Source organism: Streptomyces sp. NPDC042336 (assembly GCF_055581985.1).
Genome location: NZ_JBVJEA010000006.1, coordinates 188954 through 205245 on the forward strand (window position 1 = coordinate 188954; position 16292 = coordinate 205245).

The following is a 16292-nucleotide window of genomic DNA, read 5'->3' on the forward strand; positions in this document are numbered from 1 at the left end:
GCGTCCCGCGCGCCGGGCCGGGCCGGTGGGCCGTCCGGCGGTTGGCCCGGCGGGCGGTCCGGTGAGCCGGTGGCCCACCAGCGGCGGTCCGGTGAGCCAGGGAACCGTCCGGCGGCGGTCCGGCGGTTCCGGTGGCCGTCCGGTGGCCCACCAGCGGCGGTCCGGTGAGCCAGGGAACCGTCCGGCGGCGGTCCGGTGGGCCGGTGGCCGTCCGGCAGCGGTCCGGTGGTGCGGCGGCCGTCCGGCGGCGGTCCCGTGGGCCCGCCGGCCGTTCGGTGGGCCGGGGGGGCCATGGGCCGGTCGGTGGGCCCGTAGGCCGTCCGGCGGTTCCGGTGGCCGTCCGGCGGCCCTCCTGGGGCGGGCCGGTGAGCCGAGGGGCGTTCCGGCGGCGGTCAGGTGAGCCCTTAGGCCGTTCGCCGGCCCGGTGGGCCGCCCGGCGGCCTTCCCGTGGGCGGTCCGGGGCCCGGGTAGGCCGGGCGGTGGGCCGGTGGGTCCGTGGAGGTCGGTCGGGGGGGGGCCGGTGGGTCCGTGGGGGTCGGTCGGGGGGTCGTCCGATTGGACGACAGGGCCGTCGTCCGTCCGGCCGGGGGGAAGGAGCCGGTGCGTCGACCCGCGTGGTTGCTCCGCGGGCCCAAGCTGGAGGCATACGTCCCCGACACCGCGGAGCTGTCCCACCATGACCGCCAAGCCACCCACCCCCGCCGACCTCGCCCTGTCGGACGCCGTTCGCCGCGGTGACGCCGACGCCGCCCGGGCGGCGCTGCGGGCCGGTGCCGACCGGGAGCTGCGCGACGAACAGGGCCGCACGCCGCTGCTGCGGGCGGCCCTGGCCGACCGGGTCGCGGTCGCCGAGGTCCTGGTCGCGGCCGGCGCGGACGTCAACGCGCAGGACGCGCGGGACGACAGCGCGTGGCTGGTCACCGGGGTCACGGGCAGCGTCGCGATGATGCGGGCGCTGCTGCCCGGCGGTCCGGACCTCACGCTCACCAACCGCTTCGGCGGCGTCTCGGTGATCCCGGCGAGCGAACGGGGCCACGTGGCCTACGTGCGGACGGTGCTCGCCGAGACGGACATCGACGTCGACCACGTCAATCGGCTCGGCTGGACGGCGCTCCTCGAAGCGGTCGTCCTCGGCGACGGCGACCGTACGCACCTGGACGTCGTGGCCGCCCTGCTCGCCGCGGGCGCCGACCCCTCACTGCCGGACGGCGACGGTCTCACGGCCCGTGCCCATGCCGAGCGCAGGGGCTTCGTGGCCATCGCGGACCTGCTGCGCCGGGCCGAGTCACGCGCGGAGGGTGGCCGGCGGTGAACCGGCGTTCCCTCGCGGGCCGCCTCGCCGCCCTGGCCGCCCTCACCGCGACGCTGGCGGGATGCGCGTCGGACGGAGGCGGCGACAGGTCCGTGTCCCCGGCGCCCACCCCGCCCTCCACCACAGCACCGCGCACTCCGGAAGGCACCCTGCTGGTCACGGACTTCGGCGCCGACACCGTCACCTTCGTCGACCCCGCCGGGCGGGGCGATGCGGCCGATCTGGGCTCGGTACGGGTCGGGACGGCGCCGTACGGGATCGCCCTGGGCGAGGACGGCACGGCGTGGGTGGCGACCGCGGAAGGCGTGGCCGCCGTGGACACCCGCACCCGCGAGCGCACCGCCCTCATCCCCTACCGGACGGACACGGGACCCGTGACGACGGGCGAGTACCGGGGCGGCGGCATGGGCATCGCCCTGTCCCCCGACGGCCGCCGCCTCTACGTCGGAGTCAACGTCCCCGGCGGCAACGGCACGCTGGAGGTGGTCGACACCGGGCGGCGGCAGGTGACGCGGGTCGTGCCGGTCGGCCGCCGCCCCTTCGACGTCGACGTCTCGCGTGACGGGCGGCAGGTCTACGCGACCAACCACGACTCGTTCGACGTGAGCGTCGTCGACACCGACGCCTGGACGACCCGCCGCATCGAGGTCGCCCCGTACGGCACGGAGGGCGGCCTCGGCTCCTGGCTCAAGCCGCACTACACCGCCGTACGCCCCTCCGACGGAGCCCTGCTGCTGCCCTTCGAGGGCGAGCGCCTGGCGGTGGTCGACCCCGGCACCGGGCGCGTCGACATCGAGGACATGACCGCCGACACCCACCAGCACGGCGTCACGGCGGGCACCGACGGCACGCTCTACGTGGTGGGTACCGGCCCGATCGACCCGGACGAGGACGACGGCCCGTCCCTGACCGTCCGCACGCCCGACGGCGACGAACGGATCATCCCCCTGGACGGCCCGCACGAGACCGTCGCCCTCTCCGCCGACGGCGGCACCGCCTACGTCTCGGGCGGCTTCACCCGCGACGGCTACTGGAACGGCCTGAGCGTCGTCGAGGTCGGCACCGGCCGGGTGACCCGGCTGCCGGTGGGCGAGCGGCCCCTGGCCGTCGCGGTCCTCGGCGACGGCCAGGGGCCGCCTCGTCCGGCATGACAGTGCCTGCCCTCGCGTAGACTCCGCGGCATGGGTCGATGGGAGCCGAACGCGCGCGGCCGCCTGGAGCAGGCGGCGCTGGAGCTGTACGTGGAGCGCGGCTACGAGCAGACCCCCGTGGCCGAGATCACCAAGCGTGCGGGCCTGACGGAACGGACGTTCTTCCGGCACTTCGCGGACAAGCGCGAGGTCCTCTTCGGCGGTTCCGGCCGGCTGGAGGAGCTGTGCGTGGGCGCCGTCGCCGCGGCACCTCCGACGGCGACGCCGATGGAGGCGGTGGCCGCGGCCCTCGGCGCCGCGGCGGGCGCCTTCGAGGAGCGCGGCGATCTGGTCCGCCTGCGGCAGGGCGTCATCGACGCCAACGCGGAGCTGCGGGAGAGGGAGCTGACCAAGCTCGCGTCCCTGTCCGGCGCGCTCACCGGCGCGCTGCGTGAGCGCGGCGTGGACGAGCTGACGGCGCGGCTGGCCGCCGAGGCGGCGATCGCCGTACTCAAGGTCGCCTTCGGCCGCTGGATCGACGAGGAGCGGAAGCCGGCTCTGCGACCGCTGCTCACCGAGTGCTTCGACGTGCTGCGCGCCCTGTCCGAACGGTCCGGGCCGCCGGCTCTCTAGCCGGCGCCCGACGGCCGTTCGAAGAAGGTCTCCTTTACCACCGTTGACGTGCTGTTCGCGCAGCTCCCGGGCTACGTTGAACGAGGTACTGATCACCCGCGCTGAGAGGACACCATGTCCACCGACGGCCCGTACGAGATCCTGGACGACCGCTTCCGCATCGGACGCTGTGCGAACGGAGACAGCAGGCTGGAGGTCCTGTACGACGGCTGCCGCTGGGCCGAGGGCCCGCTGTACCTACCCGCCTGGCGCCAGCTGATCTGGAGCGACATCCCCAACGACCGCATCCTGCGCTGGGACGAGGCCACCGGCTCGGTCGGCGTCTTCCGCACTCCGGCGGGCCACAGCAACGGCAACACCCTCGACCGGCGGGGCCGCCTGGTCACCTGCGAGCAGGGAAACCGGCGAGTCACCCGCACCGAACCCGACGGGACGGTGACCGTCCTCGCCGAGCGCTTCGACGGCAGGCGGCTCAACAGTCCGAACGACTCCGTCGTCCGCTCGGACGGCACCATCTGGTTCTCCGACCCGGACTTCGGCATCACCAGCGACTACGAGGGCCATCGTGCCGAGTCCGAGATCGGCGCGTGCAACGTGTACCGGATCGACCCGGTGTCCGGGGACGTACACCTCGCCGCCGACGGGTTCGACGGGCCCAACGGCGTGATCCTCTCCCCCGACGAGCGGCGGCTGTTCGTCTCCGACTCGCGGGCCGCCCGGATCCACGCGTTCGACGTCCGGGAGGACGGCACCCTGTCCGGCCGGAGGGTCTTCGCCGAGGGCCGGGGGGACGTGCACTTCGACAACATCCGCTTCGACGACGAGGGCCGCCTGTGGGCCGCCGCACTGCACGACGGCGTCCACTGCTACGACCCCGACGGCACGCTCATCGGCCGTCTCCGCGTGCCCGAGCCCGTCTCCAACATCACCTTCGGCGGTCCGAAGGACAACCGTCTGTTCATCACGGCCACCACGTCCCTGTACTCACTGGTGATGTCGGTGACGGGCGCGCCGCGCGTCTGAGGGGCGCCACCGTCCCGACGGCATCCCGGCCCCGGCCGGGCCCGTCGGTGTCCGTCAGCCAACCGGTGTACAGAAAGGGGCCGTTGCGACGTAGGTTGTGGTCAAGCACCCACGCCTCGGCTGAAAGACGGACCGCACCCATGAGCGACCCCTCGACGACTCCCGGCCACGCCGCGCAGCAGAAGATCGACACGTCCGTGCCGCACTCGGCCCGGATCTGGAACTACTGGCTCGGCGGGAAGGACAACTACCCGGTCGACGAGCAGGCCGGGGACGCCTACACCGCCGTCTTCCCCGGCATCGTCACCGTCGCCCGCAGCAGCCGCGCGTTCCTGCGCCGCAACATCACCCACCTGGTCGCCGAGGCGGGCATCCGGCAGTTCCTCGACATCGGCACCGGTCTGCCGACCGCCGACAACACCCACGAGGTCGCCCAGCGCATCGCGCCCGAGAGCCGGATCGTCTACGTCGACAACGACCCGATGGTCCTGGCCCACGCCCGCGCGCTGCTGTACTCCACCCCCGAGGGAGCGACCGCGTACATCGACTCCGACGTACTCGACCCCGACACCGTCCTCGCGGCGGCCGCCGAGACGCTGGACTTCGACAAGCCCATCGCCCTGATCCTCAGCAACATCCTGGGCCACATCCCGGACTACGACCGAGCGCGTTCCGTCGCCGCCCGGCTCGTCGGCGCCCTGCCGTCCGGCAGCTACCTCTCGATCAACGACGGCTCGCGCGGTATCGACCCGGAGTTCGACCGGGCCCAGGACGCCTACAACGAGAGCGGTGCCGCGCCGTACATCCTGCGCACCGTCGACCAGATCGCCGCGTTCTTCGACGGGCTGGAGCTGGTGGAGCCGGGCGTCGTCCCGGTGACCCAGTGGCGTCCGGACGCGGACGCCGACGACGCCAAGCCGATCGGCGAACACGGCGGACTCGCGCGCAAGCCCTGACGCGGACGACCTGACCCGCGCCGGACCGAGAGGAACCCGCACCATGTCCGCATGGCCGTTGCCCGAGTCGTTCGCCGGCGCCTCGGGCACCGTCCGCTGGAACCGGCTGGGCGCCCCGGACGGGCGCCCGCTGGTGCTGCTGCACGGCACGCCGTTCTCCTCGTACGTCTGGCGCGCGGTGGCCCGCTCGCTGGGGCGTCACCATCAGGTGTTCGTCTGGGACATGCCCGGCTACGGGCTGTCGGAGAAGAGCGCCGGACAGGACGTGTCCCTGGCCGCGCAGGGCCAGGTCTTCGCCCGGCTGCTGGACCACTGGGGGCTGGCGGAGCCCCTCGTGGCCGCGCACGACTTCGGCGGCGCCGTCGCCCTGCGGGCGCATCTGCTGCACGGCGCCCGGTACGGGGCGCTCGCCCTGGTCGACCCGGTCGCGCTGGCGCCCTGGGGGTCGCCGTTCTTCCGGCTCGTCCGCGAGCACGCCGAGGTCTTCGAGCAGCTGCCCGAGGCGCTGCACCGGGCGCTGGTGCGCGAGTACGTCGGCTCCACCGGCGGCCCGGGACTGCACCCGGCGGTCCTGGACCGGCTGGTCGAACCCTGGCTCGGCGAAACGGGGCGGCCGGCCTTCTACCGGCAGATCGCCCAGGCGGACCAGCGGTACACGGACGAGATCCAGGACGGGTATGCGGGGATCGACGTCCCGACGCTGATCTGCTGGGGCGAGGAGGACGCCTGGATCCCCGTGGCCAAGGGCCGCGAACTGGCCGGTCTCGTCCCCGGTGCCCGGTGGGAGCCGATCGCCCACGCGGGCCATCTGGTCCAGGAGGACGCGCCCGCCGAGCTGACGGCCGCCCTGCTCGACTTCTTCCGCGGCGTTCGCTGACGGCCGCCCGTCCCGCGCGTCGCCCGTCCCTCGCGGGACGACATGCCACAGGGCGGGGTCCCGGGGGAACGAGCGTTCCCCAGGACCCCGCCCTGCTCGGCGATCTCCCGATCAGGCGGGGGTGATGTTCTCCGCCTGCGGGCCCTTCTGGCCCTGGGTGATGTCGAAGGTGACGGCCTGGCCTTCCTGCAGCTCGCGGTAGCCCGTCGCGTTGATGTTGGAGTAGTGCGCGAAGACGTCGGGGCCGCCGCCGTCCTGCGCGATGAAGCCGAAGCCCTTTTCAGAGTTGAACCACTTGACGGTTCCGCTGGCCATGCCTTTTGCCTTTCAGCCGATATCGGATCCGCACCGCGCGAACCCGGAGGTGGTCGTCCTGGTCCTCCGGCATTGCACAGCAAACCGCCCGCACTCCGGCGCGGGCGGTCTGGGCGAACCACGACATCTGCTGCTGACGCTACACGGCATGTCCGAGCCCCACCAGTGAGTAAGGGGTGTGAGCACGAACCTTGTTGCCGACACGCGGCCTCGGTCCCCGCCGCGCGGCCCGCCGCTGCGCCATCCGGGGGAGACGGCGAGGCGGCCGCACACCCCGGTTCCTGAAGTGGTCTAGCTATGAAGAGTCCACCCACGGAGTCGGAGATCGATATGACCGTCAGGAAAGCGCTGGCCCTGGTGATCGGCGCTGTCATGTGCACCGGCGTGCTGGCCACCGGCTGCACCGGGGAGCCCGCGGGCGTCTCCTCGCAGGACGCGCACGCACCCGCGAGTTCCGCGGCCCCGCGCCCCGCTCCCCCGCGCTCCTTCCCCCGTCCGCTGCCCGGGGTCGGGCCGGTCATGCGGGACCGCCTCCCGGACGGCACCCGGCAGGCCCTCGTGGTCACCGGCGAGACCGAGGACTCCTCGGACGCACAGGTGGTGCTCTACGAGCAGTACCCGGCCGAGGGCTGGCGCGCGGTCGCCGGTCCCTGGCCCGCCCACAACGGCCTGCGGGGCTGGACCGACGCCCACGAGGCGGGCGACCTGCACACGCCCATCGGCGTCTTCGGCCTCAGTGACGCCGGGGGCCGGCTGCCCGACCCGGGCACCCTGCTCCCCTATGACGAGGACCCGGAGTTCTCCGTGTCGGGTACCGGGTACCTGGGTGAGCCCCTGGAGGGGTCTTTCGACTACGTGGTCGCCATCGACTACAACCGGGTGCCGGGCACCACCCCGCTGGACAAGACCCGCCCCATGGGCGAGGACAGGGGCGGCGGGGTCTGGGTCCACGTGGACCACGACGGGCCGACCAACGCCTGCGTGTCCCTCAGCGAGGAGCACATGCGTGCGCTGCTGACGGCCCTGGACCCGGGCAAGGAGCCCGTCATCGTCATGGGCCCTCGGGAGGTTCTGGCGCGGTAGGCCGCCGCGGAGGGACGACCGCCCTCAGGGCGTGGTGCCCGTGGGCCGTGCTCAGCCGACGGGCGGCATGTCGGTGGGCGCCGAGTCCAGACCGGGCCTGCGCTCACGCCAGGCGCCCCGGGTGAAGTCCGGGATCTCGACGGGGCGGCCGCCCTTGGCCAGCGACATGACGCTGAGCGGGACGGGCGAGCACCAGGCGGCCGAGTCGTAGACGTCGATGTCCGGTACCAGACCCGCGCGCATCAGCTGGACCGTGCGCCACTGCAGGACGTAGTCCATGCCGCCGTGGCCGCCGTTGTTCGCGGCGTCGTCGCCGACCTTCTGCCACAGCCAGTGGTCGTACTCCTTGCGGTAGCCCTCGAAGTCGCGCCAGGTGTGGCCGCTGTGGTCCGGCTCCACGTAGATGCGGGCGCCGGTCGGGGCGGGTCCGGCGTAGTCCTCGACGATGCCCCGGCTGCCCGCGAGGGTGTTGATCCGGCTGTAGGGCCGGGGCGAACTCACGTCGTGCTCCGCGCGGATCGTCCTGCCCTTCGCCGTTTCGATCATGCAGGTGACCAGGTCACCGTTGATGTAGGTCTCCTTCCAGGACGGGTGGTCCCGTGGGACGAAGCGGGCCCGGTAGTCGGCCAGCCCCTTCGGGGCCGTCGCGGTGGCGCGCAGGGTGGTCATGCGGTCGCCGCGGTTGACGTCCATGGCCGCCGCGATCGGGGCCAGCCCGTGCATGGGGTAGAAGGAGGCGGTGCTGCGGGTGTGCCACAGCCGTCGCCAGGAGTCGGTGTAGTAGGTGTCCGAGAAGAGCAGTTCGCGCAGGTCGTGCAGGTAGCCTCCGTGGCCGTTGGTGAGGTCTCCGAACAGGCCGTCGTGCGCCGCCTTCAGCATGGCCAGTTCGTTGCGGCCGTAGTTGCAGTTCTCGGACAGGAGCAGGTGCCTGCGGGTGCGCTCGGAGGTGTCGACGAGGTCCCACAGCTGGCGCAGCTCGGTCGCGATGGGCAGTTCCACGACGGCGTGCCTGCCGCTGAGCAGCGCCGCCCGGCCGTGCTCGTAGTGGAACTCCCAGGGCGTGGCGACGTACACGAGGTCGATGTCGTCGCGGCGGAGCATCCGGGCGTAGGAGTCGGCGGAGCCGCCGTACTCGGCGGGACGCGGGTGGCCCTTGCTTTCCAGGCGGTCGGCGGCACGCTGGGCCCGGTCGGCGCGGATGTCGCAGACGGCGGTCACGGTGCAGCCGGGCACGGCCGCCCAGCCGGTGATCATGCCGCCGCCCCGGTTGCCGAGGCCGATGACCGCGACGCGGACGGTTCTGTGGGCGGCGAAGGGCACGCCGGTCATCGACTTCTGGCCGGGCCTGCGGCGGGGCGCCTGTTCGGCCGCCGACGCGGACGGGGCGGCGGCCCCGATCCCGGCCGCGAGGGCACCGGTGGCGGCGGCGGAGCCCAGGAGCAGTCGGCGTGAGACAGCGGGCGTTTCGGACATGACGGCAACACTCCTCGTGGCGGTTCGCATCACGTTCGGGGCGCGGTCGGGCAACGTCGGGCTGTCGAACACTTTCGGGGCATGACTCTGCGGGGTCAGCCGAGACATGTCAATACGTGCTCGATACAAAGCCGTTCCGAGCACTTACGCGCACCTGGGGTGCCGCTACATCCCGTCCTGCACCACCCCGCGAGTGGAGAGCGTGACGGGGTCCTTGGTGGTGAAGTCCCCCGGCGGGATGCCCGGATGGTGGCCGTGGTCCGACGGCGGCGTCCGGTCACGCGGGCCCAGGGTGAGCCGGGAGACGATCCGGTAGCGGTCGCCCCGGTAGAGGGAGTGCACGTACTCGACGGGCCGGCCCCCGGTGTCGGTGGTCAGGCGCTCGAAGAGCAGCGCCGGGGAGAGTTCGGGCACGTCGAGCAGGTCGGCCTCGGCGCGGGTGACCACGGTGGGTTCGATGGACTGCACGGCCTCGCTGACCCGGACGTCGTGCCGCTCGCCCAGGTGCTCGTACAGGTCGCCCTGCTCCAGTTCCTCACTGGTCAGGTCCGAGACGAGGTCGGCCGGCACGTGCAGGTACTCGATGGCCATGGGCGAGCCGTCGACCAGCCGCAGACGTGCCACGTAGTGGATCCGCGCCGCCGGCGACATGCGCAGCTTGCGGCCCACCCGGGCGCCCGCGGGCAGGGTGCGGACCTCAAGGAGCCTGCTGGTCCAGGCGCCCGCGGCCTGGGGGAGGCTGAAGGCCCGGCGGTCGGAGACCAGTTCCTGGGTGATCTTCTCGGCGGCGACGAACATGCCCCGGCCGTGCTCGCGCACCAGCAGCCCGGCGACCACGAGTTCGTCGACCGCGGCGCGCAACGTCGGCCGGGACACGCCGAGTTCGGCGCACAGGGTGCGCTCGGAGGGGATGGCGTCCCCGGGGCGCCGTTCCTCGATGAGTTCCAGGATGGCGTCGCGGACGCGCTCCCGCTTGAGCACCGCACCCGAGGCGGCGGCGTCGATCTCCATGCAGTACTCCCGTAACTGGTCTGCTGGTCAGCCGAGCTTACCTGTCCACATCAGGCGCAAACCAGCCACTCCCCGCATCCCGATCGGCCGAAAACCCGGGCATACGGGAGGGGTTGACGCCCTCATTGGTCCATGCCACCTTCGACCAACGCCGACTGGTAAGCCCAGCGCCCCTTACTGGTCAAGTGTGGGTGCGTCGTCCCTTCCAGCTCTCCCAGAGGTGAACCGTGAAGTACCGTTCGCTCGCCCTGCTCTCCGCGCTGGTGCTCAGCGCCGGGCTCGCCGCCTGCTCCTCGTCCGGCGGCTCCTCCGACGGCGCCGGGGACGGCAGGACCGCCCTCGACGTGTGGCTCATGCGTGACAGCGTCTCGGCGAAGTTCCAGAAGGAGTTCGAGACGGGCTTCGAGAAGGCCCACCCCGACATCGACGTGAAGATCCAGATCCAGGAGTGGGAAGGCATAGGCGAGAAGGTGACCGCGGCCCTGGCCAGCAACGACGCCCCGGACGTCATCGAGGTCGGCAACACCCAGGTCGCCCAGTACGCCCAGAGCGGCGGCCTCACCGACTTCTCCGACCGGGTCGGGGACTTGGGCGGCGCCGACTGGCTGGAAGGTCTCGCGGAGCCCGGGTCGTACGAGGGCAAGCAGTACGGCATTCCCTACTACGCGGCCAACCGGGTGGTCATCCACCGCACCGACCTGTTCGAGAAGGCCGGGATCGATCCCGCGCGGATCAGGACCAGGGACCAGTGGATCGAGGCCACCCGCAAGCTGAACACGGGCGGGACCCAGGGCATCTACCTGCCGGGGCAGAACTGGTACGTGCTGTCCGGCTTCGTCTGGGACGAGGGCGGCGACCTGGCCGTGAAGTCCGACGGCGAGTGGAAGGGCGGTCTCGACAGCCCCGGGGCACTGCGGGCCATGGACTTCTACCGGCGCCTCCAGGCCCTCGGCAAGGGCCCCAAGGACTCGGACGAGGCCCGGCCTCCGCAGGCGGAGGTGATGGCGAAGGGGCAGGTCGCACAGATCATCGCCGTGCCGGGCGGGGCGAAGGTCATCGAGGAGCAGAACCCCGAGCTCAAGGGAAAGCTGGGATTCTTCCCGATCCCCGGCAAGACCGCCGACCGTCCGGGCGCCGTCTTCACCGGCGGCTCCGACCTCGTCGTCCCGGCCGTCGCCGCACACCAGGAGGAGGCGTTCACCCTCATCCGCGAGCTGACCGGTGACGCCTGGCAGAAGAAGCTCGCCGTCGCCATGAGCTACGTACCGAACAAGACCACCCTGGCGGGCGCCGTGGCCGACGACCCGGGCACGGCGGCCATGGCGGCCGGCGCCGCGAACGGCCACGCCACGCCCAACACGCCCCAGTGGGCGGCGGTCGAGGCCAAGAACCCGGTCAAGGAGTACACGACGGCCGTGCTCACCGGCAAGGACGCCGAGTCCGCCGCGGCCGGGGCGTCCCGGACCATCACCGAGACGCTGGGCAGCGACTCCTGACCGCCGTCGTCCCCGACACCACGACCACGAGACCAGGAGGCGACGTGTCGACCGTCCGTGAGCGGAGCGTGCCGCGCGGCACGGCGGGCCGGGGAGCCCTCTGGCCCTACCTGCTGGTCGCCCCCGCCGTGCTGGGCATGCTGTACCTGCTGCTCTATCCGCTGGCCCGCGCCGTGCTCATCTCCTTCCAGGACTTCCGGCTGCGTCAACTCATCCTGGGTGACGCCGAGTTCGTGGGTCTGCGCAACTACCGGACGCTGCTCGGCGACCCGGAGTTCTGGGAGGTGGTGCGCCGCACCTTCGTGTTCATGGCGGTCAACGTCGTCGCGATCATGGTGCTGTCCACCCTGGTCGCGCTGATGACCGAGCGGCTGGGCCGGGCGGCCAGGACCGTGGTGCTCAGCTCCCTGGTCCTGGTCTGGGCGGTACCGGTGGTCGCGGCCACCACCGTGTTCCAGTGGCTGTTCCACTCCGAGTTCGGCATCGTCAACGAGACCCTCACCGGCCTCGGATTCGAGTCGTACGAGGGCTATCCCTGGTTCGCGCACGGCGGGGCCGCGTTCGGCATCGTGGTGGTGCTGATCGTCTGGCAGTCCGTGCCGTTCGCCGCGATCACGCTCTACTCGGCGCTGGTCACGGTGCCGGCGGAACTGTACGAGTCGGCGCGCATGGACGGCGCGGGGGCCGCCCGCGTCTTCCGTTCCGTCACGTTCCCGCTGGTCCGGCCGATCTTCATGCTGGTCCTGTCCCTCGAAGTGATCTGGACGTTCAAGGCGTTCGTGCAGATCTGGGTGATGACCCGCGGCGGGCCGGGAGAGGCCACCACCATCCTGCCGGTGTACGCCGTGCAGACCGCGCTGGCACACCAGCGCTACGACCTGGGCTCGGCCGCCTCGATGCTCACGGTCCTGCTGATGAGCGGCGTCCTGGTCCTCTACTTCCGCCAACTGTTCCGTCAGGAGGGCGAGCAGCCGTGAGCACCCCGCGTCCCCGTCCCCCCGTGCGCCGCGCGCTGCGCCGCCTCCCGCTGAACGCCGCCGCCGCGCTCACCGTGGTGGTCTGCCTGTTCCCCGTGTACTGGATGGTCACGACCGCGTTCACACCGTCGACGGACATCCAGTCCTACGACCCCCGGCTGGTGCCGCGCGCCTGGACCCTCGAGCACTTCCGCGAGGCGGTCGGCGCCGACGGCTTCGCGCTGTTCTGGCGCAACAGCCTCCTGGTCACCCTGAGCGCGGTCCTGCTCGCCCTGCTGGTCGCCCTCGGCGCCGCCTACGCCGTGGCCCGCATGCGCTGGCGCGGGCGCCGGCAGTTCATGCTGGCGGTGTTCGTCGCGCAGATGGCGCCCTGGGAGTCGCTGATCATCCCGGTCTACATCATCTCCCGCGACACCGGGATGCTGGACCGGCTCCCGACGCTGACCCTGATCTACTTCATGATCACGCTGCCGTTCACGGTGGTCGTGCTGCGGGGCTTCATCGCGGGCATCCCTCGGGAGCTGGAGGAGGCGGCACAGGTCGACGGCTGCACCCGGGCCGGGGCGTTCCGCAAGGTGGCGTTCCCGCTGCTGGCTCCGGGGCTCATGGCCACCTCGCTGTTCGGCTTCATCACCGCCTGGAACGAGTTCACCTACGCCAACTTCCTCATCATCAAGCAGCAGGACAGCCGCACGCTCCCGGTGTGGCTCTCCTCGTTCCAGTCGACCTTCGGCACCGACTGGGGGGCCACCATGGCGGCCGCCACGCTCTTCGCGCTCCCCGCGCTGATCATCTTCCTCTCCCTGCAACGGCATGTGACGGCCGGGCTCGCCTCGGGAGGCGTCAAGGGCTGACCGCGTCAGCCGCCCGCCGTTCCCCGCCCCTCTCCCCCACCCTCGCGCACCGCCTTCCCGCCGTCACGCACCGCCCGCCCGCCGTAGCCCACCTCCGACCACCGGAGTCGCCCCGTGGACCTGCCACGCCCCGAACTGGCCCTCGTCCCCCGTCCCCGCCGCCTCTCCACCCGCTCCGGCCGCTTCCGCCTCGACGGCACGACCCGGCTGCGGGTCACCCCGGGGGCCGGTGCGGCCGCGGCCCTGCTGCGCACCCTCCTCGCCCCGGCCACCGGGCTGCGCCTGGACTCCGCGACCGACGGCGCCTTCGTGCTCGCCCTCGACCCGGCGCTGACCGGCCTCGGCGAGGAGGGGTACGGCCTGACCGTGAGCCCCCAGGGCGCCCTGCTGCGGGCCGCCCGCCCGGCCGGGCTCCTGCGCGGAGTGCAGACGGTGCGGCAGCTCATGCCCTACGACGCCCTGTCCGGGCGGCCGGTGCGCGGGGTGCCGTGGGAGCTGCCGGCCGTGGAGATCACCGACGTACCCCGCCACGCCTGGCGCGGTTCCATGCTCGACGTGGCCCGGCACTTCCAGCCGGTGTCCTATCTGCGGCGCTACGTCGACCTGCTCGCGCTGCACAAGCTGAACGTCCTCCACCTCCACCTCACCGACGACCAGGGCTGGCGGATGCCGGTGGCCGCCCGTCCCCGGCTCACCGAGGTCGGCGGCCGGCGCGCGGAGTCGATGGTGGGCCCCGCGGGCAGCGACCGGTTCGACGGCGTGCCGCACGGCGGCTCCTACACCCGTGCCGAGCTGCGGGACCTGGTCGCGTACGCGGCGGAGCGGGGCGTGAGCGTACTGCCGGAGACCGGCGTGCCGGGGCACGTCCGCGCCGCCCTGGCCGCCTACCCCGAGCTGGGCACCGACCCCACCCGCCGACTGGACGTGTGGACGCGCTGGGGCGTGTGCGAGAACGTCCTGGGCACCGGCGAGCACGTCCTGGACTTCTTCCGCACCGTCCTGGACGAGGTGATGGACGTCTTCCCCTCGCCGTACGTGCACATCGGCGGGGACGAGGTCCCCACCACGGAGTGGGAACGGAGCCCGGCGGCGCGGGCCCGCGCCGCCCGGGAGCGGCTGGCGGGTCCCCGTGCGCTGCACCCCTGGTTCATCGCGCGGCTGTCCGAGCACCTGGTGCGCGCCGGACGCAGGCCGGTGGTCTGGGCCGAGAGCGGCGTAGCCCTCCCCCTGGACTGCACGGTGATGAGCTGGCGCGAACCGGCGCACGCCCGGGCGGCGGCCCTGCGCGGACACCAGGTCGTGCACGCCGACCACCGCGCGACCTACTTCGACTACGCGCGCGGCCCGGGCCCCGGCGAACCGCCCGCCCAGCCCGGGATGATCGTCGACCTGCGCGCCGTCCACGACGTGGACCTCGCACCGCCGACGCCGGAGGCGGCCTCCCGGGTGCTGGGCGCCCAGGGCCAGTTGTGGACGGAGTTCGTGCGGACCCCCGAGCACATCGAGTACCTCACCTTCCCCCGGCTGTGCGCGCTCGCCGACCGGGTCTGGGACGGCACGTCGGGCTGGCGGGACTTCACGGGCCGGCTGGCCGGGCACCGCGCCCGGCTGGACGCCCTGGACGTCCCGCACTCCGGCCCGCCGCCCGGGCTTCCCCTGACGTTCCCCCACACCACGCACCATCCACCGACGCTCCCGCGCCGCCGGGAGCCGTGCCGAAAGGATCCCGCATGAGAACCCGACCCACCGCGGGCCGCGCCCGCCTGGCGCTCGCCCTGTCCGTCCTCCTGGGCGGCGGTGCCCTGACCGCCCTCCCCGCCCACGCCGCTCCCGCCGCCGAGGGCGTCACCGTCCAGTACCGCACCAGCGCGAGCGGGGCCGCCGCGGACCAGGCGGAACCCTGGTTCAAGGTCCGCAACACCGGTTCGTCCACCGTGCGGTTGAGCGAGGTGAGGATCCGCTACTACTTCAAGGCGGACTCCCCGAGCGCCTCCTACCGCTTCGCCTGTTCCTGGGCGGTGCGCGGCTGCGCCGCCGTCACCGGCACGTTCGGCACCCTGGGCAACCCGACCGCGACGGCCGACCGCTACCTGGAGATCGGCTTCACGGCGGCGGCCGGCACCCTGGCCCCCGGCGCGGACACCGGTGACCTGCAGCTGCGCTTCCACCAGAGCAACTGGCAGACACTGCGCCAGAGCGACGACTACTCCTTCGGCGGCGGCCAGACCTCTTACGCGAACTGGGACAGGGTCACCGCCCAGCTGGCCGGCGCCACCGTCTGGGGGACGGCTCCCGAGGGCAACGACCCCACCGATCCGACGGACCCCACCGATCCGCCCGGCGGCGGCCAGAGCCTGTTCGACGACTTCGACTACGGCTCGCACGCCGATCCCGCGCTCTCCGCGCACGGCTGGAGCGTGCGCTCCGACTCCGGCGGGCCCGGCGTGCCCGGAGCCACCTGGGACCCGTCGAAGGTCACCTTCGTCTCCACGGGCGGCAACTCGGTGATGAACCTGGAGACCTCCACCGCCGGAACCGGTGCCTCCACCACGCAGACCGAGGTCCTGACCAAGTCGACGAAGTTCAAGAACGGCACCTACGCCGCGCGCGTCAAGTTCGCCGACACGCCCAAGTCGGGGCCCGACGGGGACCACTTGGTGCAGACCTTCTTCACCATCAACGACCTCAAGGCGCCGATGGCCGACGACTACGCCGAGTACGACTTCGAGTACCTGCCGAACGGCGGCTGGGGCGAGCCGTCGAACATCCTCTACACGACCTCCTGGGAGACCTACGACCCGGACCCCTGGCAGGCCGTCAACCAGCACTCCGAGCAGCGCGGCAGCTACGACGGCTGGCACGACCTGGTGGTGACCATCGACGCAGGTGCCATCACCTACTACGTGGACGGGCAGCTGTTCGGTACGCATGACGCGCAGTACCTGCCCGAGCGGCCGATGTCGATCAACTTCAACCAGTGGCTGATCGATCTGAACGGCCAGACCGCGACGTCCTCACGCGCCTACGACCAGCAGGTCGACTACGTCCTGCACGTCAAGGACCAGGTGCTCACCCCGGCCGAGGTGGCCGCGAAGGTCGCCGGGTACCGCGCCGCCGGTACCGGGTTCGTGGACGAGGTGCCCGCCCCGTGA

At 72.6% G+C, this 16292-nt stretch carries 15 protein-coding genes; 12 read left to right on the forward strand and 3 right to left on the reverse strand.

Annotated features, from left to right (window positions below):
- Positions 1-676: 676 nt before the first annotated feature.
- The 6 genes from ACZ6IM_RS15670 to ACZ6IM_RS15695 all read left to right on the forward strand — a co-directional run bounded on the left by ACZ6IM_RS15670 (position 677) and on the right by ACZ6IM_RS15695 (position 5931).
- A complete protein-coding gene (locus ACZ6IM_RS15670) occupies positions 677-1312 on the forward strand; it encodes an ankyrin repeat domain-containing protein (RefSeq protein ID WP_469556984.1) in 636 nt (211 codons plus the stop codon).
- The gene (locus ACZ6IM_RS15675; protein WP_469556986.1) at positions 1309-2463 is read left to right on the forward strand and encodes a YncE family protein; all 1155 of its coding nucleotides are present in this window, start codon (positions 1309-1311) and stop codon (positions 2461-2463) included. The genes ACZ6IM_RS15670 and ACZ6IM_RS15675 overlap by 4 nt, the downstream gene beginning before the upstream one ends.
- Before the next feature lie 30 nt (positions 2464-2493).
- A complete protein-coding gene (locus ACZ6IM_RS15680; protein WP_052841323.1) occupies positions 2494-3075 on the forward strand; it encodes a TetR/AcrR family transcriptional regulator in 582 nt (193 codons plus the stop codon).
- Between the two features lie 114 nt (positions 3076-3189).
- Entirely contained in the window at positions 3190-4098 is a 909-nt protein-coding gene (locus ACZ6IM_RS15685) for an SMP-30/gluconolactonase/LRE family protein (RefSeq protein ID WP_052841322.1), read from the forward strand.
- Positions 4099-4238: 140 nt separating this feature from the next.
- Complete coding sequence (locus tag ACZ6IM_RS15690) at positions 4239-5054, forward strand: SAM-dependent methyltransferase (protein WP_469556989.1); 816 nt, start codon at positions 4239-4241, stop codon at positions 5052-5054.
- 43 nt (positions 5055-5097) lie between these two features.
- Complete coding sequence (locus tag ACZ6IM_RS15695) at positions 5098-5931, forward strand: alpha/beta fold hydrolase (protein ID WP_469556990.1); 834 nt, start codon at positions 5098-5100, stop codon at positions 5929-5931.
- Positions 5932-6042: 111 nt separating this feature from the next.
- Here the strand turns inward: ACZ6IM_RS15695 and ACZ6IM_RS15700 are convergent, their stop codons facing one another.
- The gene (locus ACZ6IM_RS15700; protein WP_019330262.1) at positions 6043-6246 is read right to left on the reverse strand and encodes a cold-shock protein; all 204 of its coding nucleotides are present in this window, start codon (positions 6244-6246) and stop codon (positions 6043-6045) included.
- A gap of 330 nt (positions 6247-6576) precedes the next feature.
- Between ACZ6IM_RS15700 and ACZ6IM_RS15705 the strand changes: the two genes are divergently transcribed.
- Positions 6577-7329: a hypothetical protein gene (locus ACZ6IM_RS15705; RefSeq protein WP_469556992.1), complete on the forward strand. Its 753-nt coding sequence runs from the start codon at positions 6577-6579 to the stop codon at positions 7327-7329.
- Positions 7330-7380: 51 nt separating this feature from the next.
- Here the strand turns inward: ACZ6IM_RS15705 and ACZ6IM_RS15710 are convergent, their stop codons facing one another.
- Positions 7381-8802, reverse strand: a complete 1422-nt coding sequence (locus ACZ6IM_RS15710) for a Gfo/Idh/MocA family protein (RefSeq protein WP_469556994.1) — start codon at positions 8800-8802, stop codon at positions 7381-7383.
- Between the two features lie 165 nt (positions 8803-8967).
- Positions 8968-9813 (reverse strand): GntR family transcriptional regulator, encoded by an 846-nt coding sequence (locus ACZ6IM_RS15715; protein WP_052841317.1) that lies wholly within the window; start codon positions 9811-9813, stop codon positions 8968-8970.
- Between the two features lie 227 nt (positions 9814-10040).
- Between ACZ6IM_RS15715 and ACZ6IM_RS15720 the strand changes: the two genes are divergently transcribed.
- The 5 genes from ACZ6IM_RS15720 (at position 10041) to ACZ6IM_RS15740 (ending at position 16292) form a co-directional block, all read left to right on the forward strand.
- Positions 10041-11309 carry an extracellular solute-binding protein gene (locus tag ACZ6IM_RS15720; protein WP_469556996.1) on the forward strand — a complete coding sequence of 423 codons (1269 nt, stop codon included), beginning with the start codon at positions 10041-10043 and terminating at the stop codon, positions 11307-11309.
- 44 nt (positions 11310-11353) lie between these two features.
- Positions 11354-12286 (forward strand): carbohydrate ABC transporter permease, encoded by a 933-nt coding sequence (locus ACZ6IM_RS15725; RefSeq protein ID WP_469556998.1) that lies wholly within the window; start codon positions 11354-11356, stop codon positions 12284-12286.
- Positions 12283-13140: a carbohydrate ABC transporter permease gene (locus tag ACZ6IM_RS15730; protein ID WP_052841314.1), complete on the forward strand. Its 858-nt coding sequence runs from the start codon at positions 12283-12285 to the stop codon at positions 13138-13140. The genes ACZ6IM_RS15725 and ACZ6IM_RS15730 overlap by 4 nt, the downstream gene beginning before the upstream one ends.
- 114 nt (positions 13141-13254) lie before the next feature.
- Entirely contained in the window at positions 13255-14874 is a 1620-nt protein-coding gene (locus ACZ6IM_RS15735; protein WP_469557000.1) for a beta-N-acetylhexosaminidase, read from the forward strand.
- A complete protein-coding gene (locus ACZ6IM_RS15740) occupies positions 14871-16292 on the forward strand; it encodes a cellulose binding domain-containing protein (RefSeq protein WP_469557002.1) in 1422 nt (473 codons plus the stop codon). Before ACZ6IM_RS15735 ends, ACZ6IM_RS15740 begins: the two co-directional genes overlap by 4 nt.